Here is a 16693-nt window from a genome sequence, read left to right as displayed (position 1 = left end):
TGAATAGTGCCGCACTGTGCAGCGCGACATCAAAATCTAGCCTGCAAAATTACCGCTCTCCCCTGACATCTGAAAGCCGCTTTTGAACCAGATTTCCGTTTTAAGCCTGTTTTCCTAAAAACAGGCTCAAAACGTATGCGCCCCCTTACTGCCAGCCTGGTTAAGACCATCATCTCTAAGCGTTTAGAAAAATGACGAAGGTCATTTTTCTTGATGATCTTCATCTCTGGGGGCGCACTGTTATCTCTCTAAATTGCCAGCTAGAATAAGTATTAACCGCACGTTATTGTCCTTTCCTTATGTTACAAAATTTTCTGCACACGTTCCATATTCCGGTTATGGGGCTGGCCTTTTCTATTGACTCCCCGCTTAAAGTGGCCCGTTTTGGAATCTCCTCCGTTCTTTCCCTTTGTGATGATGCCCTCCTGGAAGACATGCGCCGTTACTATGCCGGTGTGTTCCAGAAGCCCTACGTGCCTATTTCAAAAGACGACGAAGATGGCCGTGCCCGCCGCGCCACTGCCTACCTGGACTTGGTAGACGACGTGGTAAATGAGCAGATTGAGCGCGTGCGCGAAGAGGCCTTTGCCCCCGGCACCCAACTGACCAAATACTTTGAGCTGCTCCCAGATACCTCTCCCCTAAAAGTGCTGTACCAGCAAATGCTGGTTACCAGAGACGCCCCTTACCAACAATACCTACAGGCCCAACTCCGTGAGGCCGTTACCCCCGGCAGCATAGACGTGAACATCATGACTAAGCTGGACAAGACCAATTTCGGTTCAGATGGCCAGCCGCTTCCGGCGGAATTCACAGATGCTTCTGCCGCCCTGCGCGGGTTCGCCAAAAGCAAAGTGCGGTCATCCATTGTTTTCTCGGCAGGCATGAACATGCGGCTTTATGGCTACCTGGACCAGTTCCCCTGTTTTCTGCCCAACGCCGCCGGCGAGTTTGAAAAGAAAGTGATCTTAAAGGTAAGCGACTACCGCTCGGCCGCCGTGCAAGGGAAAATCCTGGCCAAGAAAGGCATCTGGATCTCTGAGTTCAGGGTAGAGTCTGGCTTGAACTGCGGGGGCCACGCCTTCGCCACTGACGGTTTCTTGATGGGTCCCATTCTGGAGGAGTTCAAGCAGAACCGCCAGGCCCTTAGGGCCGAACTTTGGGACATGTGCCACGCCGTTCTTTCGGCCAAGGGCCTTCCTGCCCCTACCCAACCCCCCCTGCAGAAACTGACCGTGCAGGGCGGCCTGGGTACGGCACATGAGCATGAATTTCTGATGGAGCATTACGGGGCCGACGCTGTGGGCTGGGGAACGCCGTTCCTGCTGGTACCGGAAGCCACTACCGTAGACGCCTTTACCCTCACGCAGCTCTCTGACGCCACCGCCGACGACCTGTATCTGAGCCCCATCTCGCCCTTGGGCGTTCCGTTCAACGCCCTGCGCAACACCACCAGCGAGCAGTTGACCCAGAGCCGTATTGCCAAGGGCAAACCCGGTAGCCCCTGCATCAAAAAGCACCTGGTCTCTAACACTGAGTTCACCGATGAGCCTATCTGCACGGCCTCACGCAAATACCAGCGCCGCAAACTGGAGCAGTTAAAAAGCCAGGAACTGTCTGTAGAAGCCTACCAGCGCGAAGAAGCCAAAGTACTGGCCAAAGAATGCCTCTGTGAAGGCCTGGCCAATACCGCTACCGAGGAATACGGCCTCAACAAGAAAGGAAGCAATCCAGTGGCCATTTGCCCGGGCCCTAACCTGGCCTTTTTCTCGGGTATCTTTAAGCTACAGGAAATGGTAGACCATATCTACGGCCGCTTTAACGCCCTTAACCAGACCTACCGGCCGCACGTGTTCATCAATGAGCTGAACCTGTACGTGGCTTACTGGAAAAACAAGAAAGAAGAGCACCTGGAAAACTTTAACCAGAAGCAGCAGAAGTACCTGCAAACCTTCCGGCAGAACCTCCACGAGGGCATCCAGTACTACAAAGAACTGCTTCCTTCCCTCTTCTCTTCAGAGGAACTGGAACGCCAGGTCATCACCTTGAATGAGCTATTGGAGGCCGAAGACCAGTTGCAACTTTCTGTGGTACCCGCCTAACGCTTGAGATGGACACGATCAGACTCACGCGCCGCTTCACCTTTGAGGCGGCGCACGCGTTAGCGCACTATGACGGCCTATGCCGCCACATCCATGGCCATTCCTATAAGCTGGAAATTACCATTACCGGCCGGCCAAAGGCAGAGCCGGGCCACCCCAAAGACGGCATGGTGCTGGACTTCGGGGAACTGAAGCAGTTGGTGCAGGCCCACGTGCTGGATTCCCTGGACCATGCCCTGGTGCTGCGCCAGGACAGCCCTGCCTCTTTACTGGAGGCTTTACAGGAACACAAACTGCTTCTCCTGCCCTACCAACCTACCTGCGAGAACCTGTTGTTGTATGTTAAAGACCGCTTGCAACCCAGCCTGCCCGCTGAGGTTAGCCTGCACAGCCTTAAGCTTTGGGAAACGGAAAACGCCTTTGGCGAGTGGTATGCAGGAGATAATTTTTAGGAATGATTGATTGCCTTTTTGTTCTCTAGAAGAACAGACTGGCCATAAACCTAGAGTCCCTTTATTAAGCCTGTTTTTAAGAAAACGTGCTTAATAAAGGGACTCTCTCTTTCTATTCTAATGAATGGAAGATTAGTAGGTATTGAAAGACCCTTAAAAAGAAAAGCACCAGTCAACGACGGTGCCCTTCAAACAACAACAAAAATCTTCTTGCTTAGCCAATGGCTTTCGCCAGGCAGCCGGTTATTGCTTTAGCCAGCTCTTGGTACCCATCTTTGGTATAATGTACGTCATTGGGTGCTTGGCCATGCTTTTTGTGCACCTTCTTTGATACCTTGTAAATATCATTTACGGGTATGCCGTGCTTGGCCATTACTTCTTTGGCAATGGCATTGTATTTCTGGGCATCCTCCACGAAGCGGCCCGGTTCATTTTCGGGCACATAGGAGGTGGTGACAAAAAGCAGTTTGGCATTGGTTTTCTTCAGGATTTTCACCAGTTCCTCCAGGTTGGCGCGGTACTGCTCTGGCGTGGTGGTGAGTTTGCCATTTACTTTGTCGCGGCTCTCCTCGGCTTTTACATTGGGCAGGCGGTAGCACAGATCCCAGAGGCCCCAGTTAAACTGAATCACATCCCATTTCTCCTGGCCCAGCCATTCCTCTATTTTTTTGAGGCCGGTACCAGTGTGCTGGGCGTTGCCTTTGTTATGTACTACTGTGGCCTTCTCTGCCAGCATTTGCTCTACAAACGGGAAGTAGCCAATGGAAATGGAGTCTCCAATGATGAGCACATTCTTTTTGGGTGGCGCAAAGCTGAGGGACAGGAACGCCAGCAGCAGCAAACAGGTTATTCTTTTCATGGCACTCTTTTAGATGTGTTTTCAGATTCTTCTATTCCTTCACCAGCCACGTTTCTGCGCTGTGCGCCCGCACAAACTCCTCATTCACATCAATGCCCAGCCCAGGACCTTCTGGAACCAGGGCATGGCCGGCCTCTACCTGCAAGGGCGTTTCCAGCACTTTGTTGGCGGTCTCAAACATATCCAATTGGTGCTCCTGGCTCACCGGGTTGGCCAGCACAGCGGTGAAATGCCAGGTAGCGGAAAAGCCGATGGCCGTGCAGACCCCAATATGCGGACCAACGGCCAGGCCTTCTTCCTGCGCCCGTTCCACAATGCGCCTGCCGCCGGTAATGCCGCAGCGCACAATGTCTGGCTGGGCTACCCGCATGGCTTTTTGCTGGAACCAAGGCTCAAACTCGCGCACGGTGCGTAGGGGTTCGCCAATAGCAATTGGTGTCTCAATAGCCTGAGCCAGACGGGCGTGGCCGGCCACATCCTCGGGGTCTATGGGTGATTCAAACCAGGTGGCGTTCAGTTCATCTAAGCCTTTGCCAATCTGCAGGGCTGCCTCATAGTCATGCCGGCAGATGGCGTCAAATGCCAGTTCGGCGGTGGGCCCTATGGCGTCCCTGATGGCCCTGCACTCTGCCAAGGTATTGTCTGGCGTATTCCCGAAGAAGATTTTCACGCCTTTAAAACCTTGCTGCACAATTTCCTTGGCGTGGGCCTGCCGCTCTTCCAGGGTAGGGCGTCTTACGCCAGATACATACAGCGGCAACCGAAGCGTGGGGTTAGTCCCCAGCAATTGGTGCAAGGGCTTGCCTTCGGCTTTGCCTTTTATATCCCAGAGGGCAATATCTAAAGCGGTTATGGCATCTATGGTGAAGGAGGCCGTGTGGCCGCGCACGTGGTTAAGGTGGTATAGGCGGTCGTATACCAACTCCGGCGCCAGCGGGTCCATCCCCAGGATGGCGGGCCCCAAGAGTTTGGCAATTAGGGTAGCGGGGACCTCTGGAACCAGCGGGGCCTGCGCCTCGCCCCACCCTATTAATCCAGTATCAGTGGTGATTTTGACCAGGCAAGATTCGGTGAGGCGGCTGTAGGCGTGGCGCCATTGGGGCTCAAAATAATAATCTGTGCCCGGTAGTCGGTTGGGGGCTCCCGCGTGGCCGCCTACCCGGTAATGATGGTCATATTTAAAGGCAAATACTTCTACAGACGCAATCTTCATAGTCAGGAAATTCCAGGGAAAGATTCATTTTGCCCCCTTTGGAAAGGGCTGTGTTTTAAGGCTGTTTTTCAAAAAACGGCCTTAAAACAGCTCTAAGCATATTTAATGTAAAAGAACAAGACCGCAGCGGTCACAATGGCCCAATAGATAACCGGGTTCCGAAAACCGCGGCTTTCCTCCCTTAGTTCGGGTGGCAGGGCCAGGCTGCTGCGGGTCCAGATCATGCCCACCAGTTCTTCGGCGGGTTTTGGTTTGGTATACAAACTCACGATGGCGCAGGTGGCCATACAGGTCCAGAACACAATACCGGTCCGGTTGTAGAATGGCATCTCAGGGAATCCGAACTGCAGGATGAAAGACAAGGGAATGGTTAAAATACCAGCTGCCAGGGCCCCGGCGTGCGTAGTGCGTTTCCAGAGGATGCCCAGCAAAAACATGGTAGCAATGCCGGGCGTGAACAAGCCATAGGCGCTTAATAAATACAGGAACACCGGTTTGTCTGAGTGGGTGAGTAATAGACTGGTGCACATGATCCCCAGCAGGATAATAACAATCCCAGACAGCCGCCCAAACCGTACGCTCTGGGCCTCGGTGGCATTTTTCTTAAAGTAGGGCAAGTACACGTCCATGGTAAGAATGGTAGTGCAGGAGTTGATGGCCCCGGAAAGGTGCGACATGATGGCGGCAATCAAACCCGCCATAACCAAGCCCACCAGTCCAGAGGGCAACAGGTTTTTAACCAGCGTAGGAAAAATTAAATCTGCCTTCTCCAGGTTCGGGAACAACTGCGGGGCCACCAGCGCCGGGCCAATGATCATGAACGGAATCAGGAATTTAAGGTAATCGGCAAAAATAACCCCCATGCGCGCATGCCACTCATTCTTGGCTGCCAGCGTGCGCTGCACGATAAACTGGTTGGTGGCACAGTAAAATACACTAATACAGATGGCGCCGCCCAAATACATGGTCCAGGGAAAGGCAGGATCATCGGCGGGCAAGAGAATATCCCAGTCTTTGGAGGTAGCCAAGACCGCATCTATGCCGCCGGCCGCGCTGATGGTGGTATAAGAAAGCGCTGCCATCCCCATCATTAGTACGCCCAGCTGAAGCATTTCCGTCCAGATTACGGCGCGCAAACCACCCAAAATGGTGTAGATGCCGGTTGCCGCCGCCAGTGCCAGTACGCTGTATTCCATGGGAATACCTAGCAGCGAATGCAGAGACAAGGCCCCCAGATACAGCACCGCCCCAATCTCCACAAAAATGTAGGTAAACAGCACCAGCACAGAATAGGTAGTTCTGGCACCGGCCCCAAACCGCTTCTGCAGGAACTCTGGCATGGTGTAAAACCCGTTGCGCAGGTAGAAAGGAAGAAAGATCCAGAGCAATGCGTTAAACCCTAGCAAGATAGCGCCCCATTCTGTGATCATGGCCACAAACCCGCGGCTATAAGCCACCCCCATAGTGCCCACCAATTGATGGCTGCTGATGTTGGCGGCCATAATACTTCCGCCAATCATCCACCAGGGCAGTTTATCACCGGCCAGGAAATAATCCTTTTTGGTTTTAAGCCGCTTTTTGGAGGCATACAGGCCCAAAGCCAGCACGCCTAAAATGTATAGCGCGAAAATGGAGAGGTCAAGGGTAGATAGGTCAAAGCTCATACGTTTTTGTTTGTTCGTTTAGAGGATGGGCGCGGGTGGTAATGGGCAAACTTTAGATCACCGGGGAGGTGAGTCTGTTTTGGGGCTGTTTTTCAAAAAACAGCCCCAAAACAGAGGTAGACTTACTAGCTGTCCATTTCAAGACCGGCTTGCCGGGCTACCTGCAACAGTTGGTTCACGTCCCAATCCTCAAAGAAGCCCGGGATCGGTCCCCTGATCTTGGCAGAACTCATGGCTCCTCTTCTTACCAGAATCTCTTTCCAGAGGCAGCGGTTGGCTACGTCTTTTTCATAGGCGGCCAGGCGGGCAAACGGCGCGAAGAATGCTACGGCTTCTTCGGGTTTTCCAGCTTCCAGTAAATTCCAGGTCTGGCTGAATTTGTCTGGCATGTAGCAGGCGGGCATGGTGCCGCAGCAACCGGCCTCGTATTCCTCGGGCAGGAAAACCCCGCTGTTGCCGCCAAACACGCCCACCAACTTGTTCTGGGGGTGCGCCAGAATCTTGCGGGCCTTGTGGATGATGTTACCGAACTCCAGCTTAATGTATTGCAGGTTCTTGAGTTTATTAGAAAGCCCTACCAGAAAGTCTACCGGCATTGAAATATCGCTTAGCTGGTGGTCCTGGATGATGAGCGGGATAGAAATAGCCTTGTCAATAGTCTTAAAATAAGCCTCAATCTCTCCAAGGCCAGACCGCCACCGCCCAAAGAACGGAGGCATACACATAACGGCATCTGCCCCTACGCTTTGTGCATACTTGGCCAACTCAGCGGCGCAGTAAGAAGACGGGTGGTTCACGGTCACCACTACCGGAATGCGGTCCGCCACTTTCTCCACAACAAAGGCCGTCAGTTTTTTCTTCTCCTCGTCCAGCATCAGGTGGCCTTCAGAGGCGTTGGCCAGCGTCACCAAGCCGTGCAGCCCATTGTCAATGCAGAAGTTAATGAGGCGTTCCTGGCTTTCATAATCAATGGTTTCATCTTCATGGAAGCAGGTGCCCAGAATGGCGTAAATACCGCGTAATGGAGTAGATGTTGGCATAGGAATCAGACTTATCTGAGTAAATAGGTGAATGACAATAGAGAGGACCCAATCAGGAAAAAGGTCACTATTTTTTTAAAGGCAGAATCTGACAGCATCCTGAACGAGAGCATACCTAACCCATAACCCGCCACGGAGGGCAGGATCACTTTGGGCAACATAGACCAGGTTTGCTCTGGTAGTTTCTGCTGGAAACCCATGCTCACCACCCCAAACGCCATAATCATGAACAAGTAGGCCAGCATGGTATTTCTAGTCTGTTGCTTGTCCTGGAAAGCGGCGTTCAGGTGCAGGGCCACTAGTGGGCCGTTAATGCCAGTGGAAGGCGTTAAGACCCCACTAAAGAAACCGCTTGCCCACGCCATGGCCGGGTAAGCAAACACCAGCACTTTTTTGCGCAGAGACAACAGGGAGGCCAGCATAATTACTACCAACGTCACCTGCTTGAGCACCCTGGGGTCTACCTGGTTCAAGACGAATATCCCAACCAACAGCCCGGCACTGGCGCTTACAATAATTTTAAGGAGCGTGGGCCGGTGAATGGTCTTCAGGTTTTTGGCGGACAGCATGGCAAACAAAGACGTAAGAACCGACATGGCCAGGTTCAAAAACACCAGCATGGTAAAGTCCAGCACCTGCACCAGCAGCAATGTAGTGGCAATGGCAAACCCGAAGCCCAGAATTCCCTGTACCCAACCGGCCACCAGAAATGCCCCTAATATCCACCAGATTTCCTCCATTAAGGCGTCATTTTAGAAGTAAGAGACAAACCGCCGTCCACCAGGATAGTGGCCCCGGTCATGCCCATAAGGGAAAAATCACTTAAGTACCACACGTGCCGGGCAATTTCCTCCACGCTTACCAGGGTATGCGTGGGAATGGAAGTAAGGTGCGTTTTAAGCAGTTCAGGGTCTTTCTGCTGGTTCTTTTTAGAAAGGCCGCCCTCCACAATACCAGGAGCCACCTCATTTACCAGAATATTGTCGGCCGCCAATTCCAGGGCCAGCGTCTTGCATAGCATGCGCACCGATGCCTTGGAGATACAGTAGGCGGAGATTCGGGCGTTTGGCCGCTCTGCGGCCCAGCTTCCTATAAACGTAATGCGGCCGGGCAATTGGTTTTCCTTCATTCTGCGGGCGGCTTGCACGGCCAAATGATAGCTTCCCCAGAAATTGACTTCCAGCTGTTGGCGTAACTGTTCTGTGGTTAAGGCACCGGACAAAGCGCCGGCCACCACAATGCCCGCGTTGGGCACTATTACCTGGGCCACCCCCCATTTCTGCTCCACGGCGGTAAGCCAGTCGGTTACCTGGGCTTCAGAGGAAACGTCTACCTGCTGGTAAAACAAATCGGCGCAGCCGCTGGCCTTCAACTCTTCCAGTTGGGACTGAGCTTCCTGGGGAGAAAGCAGGTCACTGATAGCAACGCGCAAGCCCTGCTGCCCCAGCAACAAAGCAATGGCTTTGCCTATGTCTCCCAATCCGCCGGAAATGAGGGCTATTTTTTTCATAATTTCTTTAGTAGCTCTTGGTTAGCTCAATTTGCCAATCGGCCAGTTTTTGGTTTAGGGCTTCTTTTAGAAAAACAGGCCCTAAACAGCTTGTCTTCTGTCAGTTTAAAACTTTAGGCGCTTTCCTGTTTTAGGTCCGTTTTTCTAAAAAACAGGCTTAAAACAGAAAAGCGCAAAATCTTACAGGAACAAAAAGAGGGTAATGCTTTAACTTTCTTAGGCCATGATATTGGTAGTTGCCCCCAATTTTTCTATTTCCACGGTGACTACATCGCCAGGTTTTAGCCAGTTCTTCTCTGGTAAGCCCATAATGACTCCCTGCGGCGTACCAGTTAAGATAATATCACCGGGCTCCAGCGTCATGTGTTTAGACAGGAAAGAAATAATCTCTTTGATGGAGAAAATCATATCTCCGGTATTGGAGTTCTGGCGCTGCTCTCCGTTAAGAGTACAGGTAAGTTGCAGGTTCTGCGCATTACCCACCTCCTCTGCCGTCACCAGGTATTTGCCCAACGGCAGGAACCCGTCCAGGCTTTTACCCAGTAACCACTGGGAGCTCAGGAACTGTAGATCACGGCAAGACATGTCATTGGCGGTGCAATAGCCTAGCACGTAGTCCAGGGCCTCTTCTTCAGAAACATGCTTGGCCTTGCGGCCGATCACCACCCCCAATTCCACCTCATAATCAAACTGTTCGCCCACCGGCCCCAACTCCACTTCTTTGCCATAATCCAGCAAGGTATTGTTGTATTTGGTAAACACCACCGGCACGGTAGGAATGGCCATGCCACTTTCCAAGGCGTGCTGCCGGTAATTTAACCCAATACAGATGATCTTGGGGGGCGCAGGCACACAAGGGCCAATTTCCAGGCTTTCTTCGGCCAGGAAACCATTTTCCTGCTCCAGGGCTTGCCGCTGTAGTTCTTGTAGTTCAGTTACATCTTCCAACTCCAGGGGCCGAACTCCAGAAAATCTTGCGTGACTGGAAAGAGGCAGCACTCCTTTTGGGGTAACCAGGCCAGGGACCAAAGCGCCTTGCTGTCTGTAATAGAGTATTTTCATAGGTATTGATTATCAGGGGAAGGGCTTTAGTAAGTAGCCCGTCCGCCGGTTAAGTCAAAGGTAAAACCTGTGGTGAAGCTGTTCTTTTTGGACACAATATAAGAAGCCAGATTGGCGGCCTCCTCTAAAGTGCCACACCGTTTCATGGGAATTTTATCTGTCATGTATTTCACCTGCTGTTCTGGCATGGCATCTACCAAAGGGGTCCTGATTACAGCCGGGGCAATGGCGTTGACGGTGATGCCCGTCTCCGCGTATTCTTTGCCTTGTACTTTGGTCATGCCAATCACGGCCGCTTTTGAAGCAGAGTATGCCAACATGCCCGCATTTCCTTCTTTCCCGGCCACCGAGGCCACATGCAAGATTCTTCCATAGTTTTTTTCCAACATGTGGGGCAGCACTGCCTTTGAAGTATAGAAACTGCTCATGAAGTTAAGGTCAAATACCTTTTGCAGGTCTTGGGTGCTCACCTGGTGGCTCTTGCCGTTGGTGATGCCCGTTATTCCGGCGCAGTTCACCAATATATCAATCTGGCCCCATTCCTTCATTACCTGAGCAATAACCTCTTCCACCACCTCCTGCTTGGTGATATCTACAGAAAAAGCCATACAAGGGGAAGTCTCCTGATGAAAGTTCGATGTTAAAGCTTCCTGGTTAATATCTAACAGGGCCACTCGGGCGCCATCCACTAATAATTTTTTTGAGATAGCCAGTCCTATTCCAGAGGCTGCCCCGGTAACAATTGCTACCTGACCGGTGAATTCTCCCATTATTTAAGTTTTTTATATTTTTTGAAGAAATAAAATCTCATAAATCTGGCAGACATGAAAACACCTTTGCTGTACTTTTACCAAGATCAAGACCAATTGAACCTGACTGCTTTTACAAACTTAGTCTTCCTGCCTTTCTTAAAAATCTAGAAATTCAATTAAAAACTATACTTTTTTAACACAATCGTCTTTCCTGAACAAATTGCCCTTAGGTATAGGACTTGATAAAGCGCCTGGCAGATACAGAGCAGAAAAACGCCTTTAATTCATGCTGACAAACTATTTCCACCCAGTTTTTCCAAAGCTGTTTCCCAGATTCCTTTTCAGAATTAAATCAACTCCGGTCAACTTTGACAATAGCATCAAAATAGACTTGTTTATTCTTTCTCAAATTGTGCGTCGCATTTTTACCTTTAGGGAATTTGTCACTTTCTGCTCCTAAAAATTCCCTCTTTCGCCCTCGCCTCTACCCCTGGCTAAATTGAACTAATTCCCCAAGCGGGCAGGATCTCATAATCTAGATAAGTGGAAGTCTTTGGTTAGGGTATTTAGAAAATTGGAGGCAAACTACTAGTACACGAGAATCAATGGTTCCTCTTCTTTGGTAGCTAAGAGCTGGTTTTATTCAGATAGGAAGGGGCATCTACAGGCAACAATTATAAGGTCTGTTTTGAGCCTGTTTTCTTTAAAACTGGCTCAAAACGGTTAACCCATTGGCTACTGGCAAAAGAGAATTCCTGGACCTACCTCTTGAAAGAGGGCTTTCTGCTTATGGAGAAAACCAATCTCCAAAACTTATAATCTGCCTTTTCCCTATGGCTAGGACCAAACCAGAAGCTTACTGTATTGTCGCTAAATTCTCGTCAAAATTCATCATGACTTTGGCCGGGTACACCGCACTGTTCAGCCAGTCATCTAATTTGTATTTAGTGAAGTAGGTGGGGTAATAACCGTTATGTTCTTTTTGCACCACGGTAAATGCATTAGCGATTGATTTTGCTTTAGCCAGGTAAAGGTCTTTTTTGGTGGCCTGGTAGGCTTCCCAATAAGTATCTATCATAATGCCGGCCGCACGGCCCACGGGCATCCAGTACACGTACTGTTCCTGCACACTGGGCGTGATCCAGTTGGTACCCAAACGGGCGGGGTTGGGTTTGCCCACCTGCACGCTATCTGGCTTTTCCCAAATCACAAACTGATCTTCTGAGAACCGGACTAGCTCTTCAGCCAGCTTTATATTGGCAGGTTCATTTTTCTTGTTTCTGAAAAGGTAAATGGCCAAGTCACAGGCCTGCTCGCGGCTAAGGTTTTGGTACGGGGGCCGGGCATAGATATCTTCAAACTGAGCATGCCAGTCAAAAGAAGCCACCGGGTTAGCCATAGTCCAGTCAAAGGCTTTTTTGGTGGCGGCTTCTAACCCCGCTACCTTATAGTCTTTGCTTAACCTGTCAAAGTAATTGATGATAGACGTAGGGATGGTGATATGCTTTTCAATGGGCTTTCCTGTCTGGTTGTTCACAAACAGATACCAGCTACCAGAGGGCAGTTGGGTTTTCAGGTAGGTATCGGCAATCTTCTTGGCGGCATCAAAATACTTTTGGTCTTTGGTGTAATCATACAGGTCCAGGTAGGCATGGCCCGCGTCTGTACCGTAAATGATCATGGAGTTCTCATAGCGCATATGAGAATCTGGCTTTTGGTCAAAAATCTCTTTGTAACCGTAATAGGTAGGCGGAAAATTGACCAACGCGTGGTCTTTCCCGAAGGTGATATTCAAGAGATAATCTGCTACAATGCGGGCCAGTTCAATAGACTCTTTGGCTTCCTCGGGTTTAAGGCGCGCATAGGTTACCGCCCCAATCACCAGGGCGCTGAAGATCTTAGAGGGATAGCGGTAGGTTTTATAAGTGGGATCTGGCGCTTTGTGCTCTCTCCAATACTTCACAAAGTCTTTGTGCAGCAGGTCTTGCAGGGCCAGTTCAGCGCTCTTGTCATAAGCCAACACAGGCTGGTGGTAAATTCCATTAAACGGGGCGGCCCGGTAATACCTTCCTTCCCCGGCTATGCCTAATACGGCTCCTTTGCTGGACAGCCCCGACACTTTCACTTGAAATTTACCAACCGGTACCTGGGCCCAGATAGGGCTCAGGGCCTCATAGGGGGTTTTGCCAACAAAGGAATACGTTTGGCCGTTGGCCTCAGATTTTACCTCATACTTATATTTTGCGGCGTTGGCTACTGGTTTAAACTCAAAGGCTGGCGCATAGATAAATCGCTTGGCCGCTTTGTTCCAGAAGGGCACCTTGCCTGGCACACCCGGCCTGATAGGCACCGTAGACTCCGCCAGGGCCACCTCCCCGTATGATTTCTGCTTGTTTGCCTGCGCCGCTGCCTCCTGCGGAACGGAAAGTAAAAGAGCACCTCCCAAGGCAAGGAGAAGGGGACTAACTGATTTTCTAATACTGTGGAGGGACTTCATCATCATTTGTAAAAGGTAAAACCTATCTCAATTTTGCTAAATCGTTTTCAAGGGTCATCAATACTTTTGCCGGGTACACATTGCTGTTTAACCAGTAATTCATTTTGTGCTTGGTGAAAAAGGTAGGGTAATCACCGTCATGGTGGCTTTGCACTACCGTAAAAGAATTAGCAATGGATTTGGCCTTGGCCAGGTACATTTCGTTTTTAGTGACATCATAGGCCTCCCAGAAAGTGGTGACCATTATGCCGGCGGCGCGGCCCACGGGCATCCAGTACACGTACTGCTCCTGCACGCTGGGCGTGATCCAGTTTTTACTGATATTGCCGGGCACTGCCTTGCCGACGGTGATATCCATGGGTCTTTCCCAAATCACAAACTGGTCTTCAGAGAACCGGATAAGCTCTTCGGCCAGCTTAATATTGTCTGGGTTTGCTTTGCGGTTTCTGAGCAGGTAAATAGCCAGGTCGCAGGCTTGCTCGCGGCTGAGGTTATGGTAAGGAGGACGCTCATAGATATCTTCAAATTGCCCGTGCCAATCAAAGGTTTTCACCGGACCTTCCATAATGTATTTAAGAGCTTTCTGGGTAGATGCCTCTAATCCCTTTACCCCGTAATCATTTGCCAGCCGGTCAAAATAATTGATGGTAGACGTGGGAATGGCAATGTTTTTGGCGGTTGGCTTACCTGAGTCCTTGTCTATAAACAGGTACCAGCTTCCGTTATCCATTTGGGTTTTGGTATAGGTTTCGGCTATCAATTTGGCGGCGTTCAGGTATTTCTGGTCTTTGGTTACATCATACAGGTCCAGGTACGCATTCCCGGCATCTGCAGGTATAATGGTCATGATGCTGTTGGTGTTGATCTTTTTGTTGTTCTCCTTGAAATGCTCCTCATACCCGTAATAGGAAGGCGGAAAATCCTGGTACTGGTTTCCTTTGGGTAAGCTGATGCTGATTAAAAAGTCCGCAATGCTACGGGCCAGCGCAACTGACCTTTTCTCTTCGGTTGGTTTAAGCTTGCCATAGGTAAGGGCACCTATGATGAGGGCAGAATAGATCTTGGTGGGGTATCTGTAAAGATTGTAGCTGGGGTCTGGCTTTTTGTTGGTTAGCCAGTACTCTATAAAATCTTTATGCATTAATTTCTCCAGGGCTAGTTTGGCGCTTTGGTCATAGGGCATAACCGGAGGCTCATGGTAAGTGCCGTTGAACGGGGCGGCCCGGTAGTACCGTCCTTCGCCGGCGGTTCCTACCTCCTTGCCCGCTGAAGATACCCCCGTCACTTTAATCTTAAAATACCCCACCGGAACAGCGGCCCATACCGGACTCACCGGCGCATAGGGCACTTTATTTTCAAACTGGTGTTTGCTGTCATCCACCTCAGAGGTTAAAACGAATCTATAGGTAGCTGCATTAGGAACAGACTTAAAATCAAAGGCCGGTGCATAAATAAACCGCTTGGCGGCCACGTTCCAGAAAGGCACCTTGCCCGGCACACCCGGCCTGATGGGCTCCGTTGATTCTTTAAGCGCTCTTTGGCCCAAGGACTCTTTCCCTAATACAGTTGCCGCCTGACCAGACTCATTGGTTTTCACCTTACAGGAATAGAAAAGCCCGGAAAGGGAAAAAGCAACGCAAACGAATAATTTTGATCTCATCTCTTCTTAGTTTATTATGAAGACCTTTTTGTGGGTCTAGAAATACTTTTACAACAAGTGAAAATGCCGGACCAGCCTTTATCTGTTTTAAGCCTGTTTTTTGAAAAATGGCCTTAAAACGCAGAGTGGATGCTGACAAGGTGTTTTTTCAAGCTGGTCAGGAACGCTGTTTAAGTTTTTGCACAGCAATTGTTCCCGCCTTCCCACCTTAAAAATTTAATCTACCTTTTCTCCCAGCTTCGGATTGATATTGATCTCTGACTGAGGGATAGGCCACAACTCGTCTATGCCTTTCCGGAAGTTGCGGGTGGTTACGTACCAGCGCCGGAAGGGGTCATTTGGCGTAGTGGATGACTTTTTGCGGATAGCCGTTTTGGACACGGGGTATGGATGTCCGTAGAAATCTCCCTTCAACACCTGATCGGCAATTCCCCAGCGTAATAGGTCCCAGTACCGTATTCCTTCCAAAGCCAACTCTACCCGCCGCTCATTGCGCAAGATAGGTCTTAGCAAGGCAGCGCTGGTTTGGGTAATAGGCGGCATGTTCACAGAAGCCCGTCCGCGCACTTTATTGATGGTGGCGTCTAACAAGGTCTGATCAATCGCCTGGCCGGCCTCTAGTTTCGCTTCCAGGTAGCTCAACAAAACCTCTGCGTAACGAATGATGGGAATATTGCCGCCATTGCTGGTATTGAGGTTACCGGTCACGCTTTCATCAATGTATTTTTTAATGCAGTAACCAGTTTTGGAATTCAGGTTCATGATCCGGTCTGGGTAACCAGCGGAATCTGGGTGCGAGATATACCTGGCAGCCTTTAGCGGCGCGTGGTTGTAATAGATGGAATACCGTAACCTTGGGTCGCGGTTTTTGCCAATATCCGTGTAATCATAGCGGGGATCTGTGTAGGAGAAAGTACTGCCGTCTGTGAACTGATAGGCTTCCATGAGGCTGGCCAGCGGGTTAATGAAGGTAAAACCACCCATGGCGCGGGGAGCATTATTGTTCATGAAGGCATTCCCTAACAGGTCAGGCACAAACTGGATACTGAAGATATTCTCAGCGCTGTTTTCATTGGCCTGTATAAACAAGGTGCTGTACTGCGGGTCTATGATGTTATCGCCAAAATCAATGATAGATTTATAAGTATCTGCAGCCTCTGAAAACCTTTTATCTGCCAGTTGAATGCGGCCTAAAAAGGCTAGGGCAGCCTGCTTGCATACTCTGCCTTTTTCTGCTGCTGGTATGTCTTTAAAGCGGGGCAAATCTGCCGCGGCGGCCATATACTCCGCAATCACAAAATTGATGATATCCTTGCGAGGAGTCTTGGAAACAGTATTGGCTTCATCGGGCGTAAGCACTTTGGTTACCAAGGGCACGGCCCCAAAATGCTGTGACAGGTAGAAATACTGGCAGGCCCTGATAAAGCGCGCCTCTGCTATCAACCGCTTCTTCTTAGCTTCGTCTAGGGAGCTTCTGCCAATGTTTTCCAAAAAGTCATTGCTGCGGGCTATACGCTTGTAGCTTGAATTCCAGTATTGATCCATAAGCCCCAGCGTGTTCACAAGCGTACCGTTAGACAACCGCACAAAATTGATATTGTCGCCTTGGCCATGGTAGGCATTATCTGAGGCAATATCCAGGTTGATCAGCCCTATCCAGGACCACCAGTCAGAGACGGTGCTTCCGCCGGCGTTGGCATTGATGCCTCCTCTGTACAAAGAAGCTAACGCCAACATCACATTATCTTCGCTTTGCCAGAAGGTAGTAGCATCATATTCATCAAGCGGGTTCTTTTCCAATTGATCAGAACAAGAACTCACCGAGAAGAAAACCACTAATAACAGGGCTATCGGTTTAGAAATATATTTCATCATCTTCATG

At 50.2% G+C, this 16693-nt stretch carries 13 protein-coding genes; 2 read left to right on the top strand and 11 right to left on the bottom strand.

The genetic code is table 11. The annotated features are described in order from the left end of the window. The first annotated feature begins 299 nt into the window (after positions 1–299). The gene (locus ACYVJQ_RS18025; RefSeq protein ID WP_460894507.1) at positions 300–2102 is read left to right on the top strand and encodes a hypothetical protein; all 1803 of its coding nucleotides are present in this window, start codon (positions 300–302) and stop codon (positions 2100–2102) included. Positions 2103–2110: 8 nt separating this feature from the next. Then, positions 2111–2554, top strand: a complete 444-nt coding sequence (locus tag ACYVJQ_RS18020) for a 6-pyruvoyl trahydropterin synthase family protein (RefSeq protein ID WP_460894506.1) — start codon at positions 2111–2113, stop codon at positions 2552–2554. Positions 2555–2768: 214 nt separating this feature from the next. Here ACYVJQ_RS18020 and ACYVJQ_RS18015 read toward each other — a convergent pair whose 3' ends face one another. The 11 genes from ACYVJQ_RS18015 to ACYVJQ_RS17965 form a co-directional block, all read right to left on the bottom strand. Then, complete coding sequence (locus ACYVJQ_RS18015) at positions 2769–3413, bottom strand: SGNH/GDSL hydrolase family protein (RefSeq protein WP_460894505.1); 645 nt, start codon at positions 3411–3413, stop codon at positions 2769–2771. 31 nt (positions 3414–3444) lie between these two features. After that, entirely contained in the window at positions 3445–4626 is a 1182-nt protein-coding gene (locus ACYVJQ_RS18010) for a mandelate racemase/muconate lactonizing enzyme family protein (protein WP_460894504.1), read from the bottom strand. Between the two features lie 92 nt (positions 4627–4718). Beyond that, the gene (locus tag ACYVJQ_RS18005) at positions 4719–6290 is read right to left on the bottom strand and encodes a sodium:solute symporter family transporter (RefSeq protein ID WP_460894503.1); all 1572 of its coding nucleotides are present in this window, start codon (positions 6288–6290) and stop codon (positions 4719–4721) included. 125 nt (positions 6291–6415) lie between these two features. Beyond that, the gene (locus ACYVJQ_RS18000) at positions 6416–7330 is read right to left on the bottom strand and encodes a dihydrodipicolinate synthase family protein (protein WP_460894502.1); all 915 of its coding nucleotides are present in this window, start codon (positions 7328–7330) and stop codon (positions 6416–6418) included. Between the two features lie 11 nt (positions 7331–7341). Then, on the bottom strand, positions 7342–8070 hold the full coding sequence (locus ACYVJQ_RS17995; protein ID WP_460894501.1) for a sulfite exporter TauE/SafE family protein: 729 nt from the start codon (positions 8068–8070) through the stop codon (positions 7342–7344). Continuing rightward, positions 8070–8840 carry an SDR family NAD(P)-dependent oxidoreductase gene (locus ACYVJQ_RS17990; RefSeq protein ID WP_460894500.1) on the bottom strand — a complete coding sequence of 257 codons (771 nt, stop codon included), beginning with the start codon at positions 8838–8840 and terminating at the stop codon, positions 8070–8072. Before ACYVJQ_RS17990 ends, ACYVJQ_RS17995 begins: the two co-directional genes overlap by 1 nt. A 216-nt stretch (positions 8841–9056) precedes the next feature. Next, on the bottom strand, positions 9057–9902 hold the full coding sequence (locus ACYVJQ_RS17985) for a fumarylacetoacetate hydrolase family protein (protein WP_460894499.1): 846 nt from the start codon (positions 9900–9902) through the stop codon (positions 9057–9059). Between the two features lie 26 nt (positions 9903–9928). Then, on the bottom strand, positions 9929–10672 hold the full coding sequence (locus ACYVJQ_RS17980) for an SDR family NAD(P)-dependent oxidoreductase (RefSeq protein ID WP_460894498.1): 744 nt from the start codon (positions 10670–10672) through the stop codon (positions 9929–9931). 838 nt (positions 10673–11510) lie between these two features. After that, positions 11511–13157, bottom strand: coding sequence for a hypothetical protein (locus ACYVJQ_RS17975; protein ID WP_460894497.1), 1647 nt, complete (start codon positions 13155–13157; stop codon positions 11511–11513). Between the two features lie 16 nt (positions 13158–13173). Continuing rightward, complete coding sequence (locus ACYVJQ_RS17970; protein ID WP_460894496.1) at positions 13174–14811, bottom strand: hypothetical protein; 1638 nt, start codon at positions 14809–14811, stop codon at positions 13174–13176. Positions 14812–15027: 216 nt separating this feature from the next. After that, positions 15028–16686 carry a RagB/SusD family nutrient uptake outer membrane protein gene (locus tag ACYVJQ_RS17965; protein ID WP_460894495.1) on the bottom strand — a complete coding sequence of 553 codons (1659 nt, stop codon included), beginning with the start codon at positions 16684–16686 and terminating at the stop codon, positions 15028–15030. Between the last annotated feature and the right edge of the window lie 7 nt (positions 16687–16693).

It is taken from the genome of Rufibacter soli, from assembly GCF_054781795.1.
This window is presented reverse-complemented; position numbering and strand designations above follow the sequence as displayed.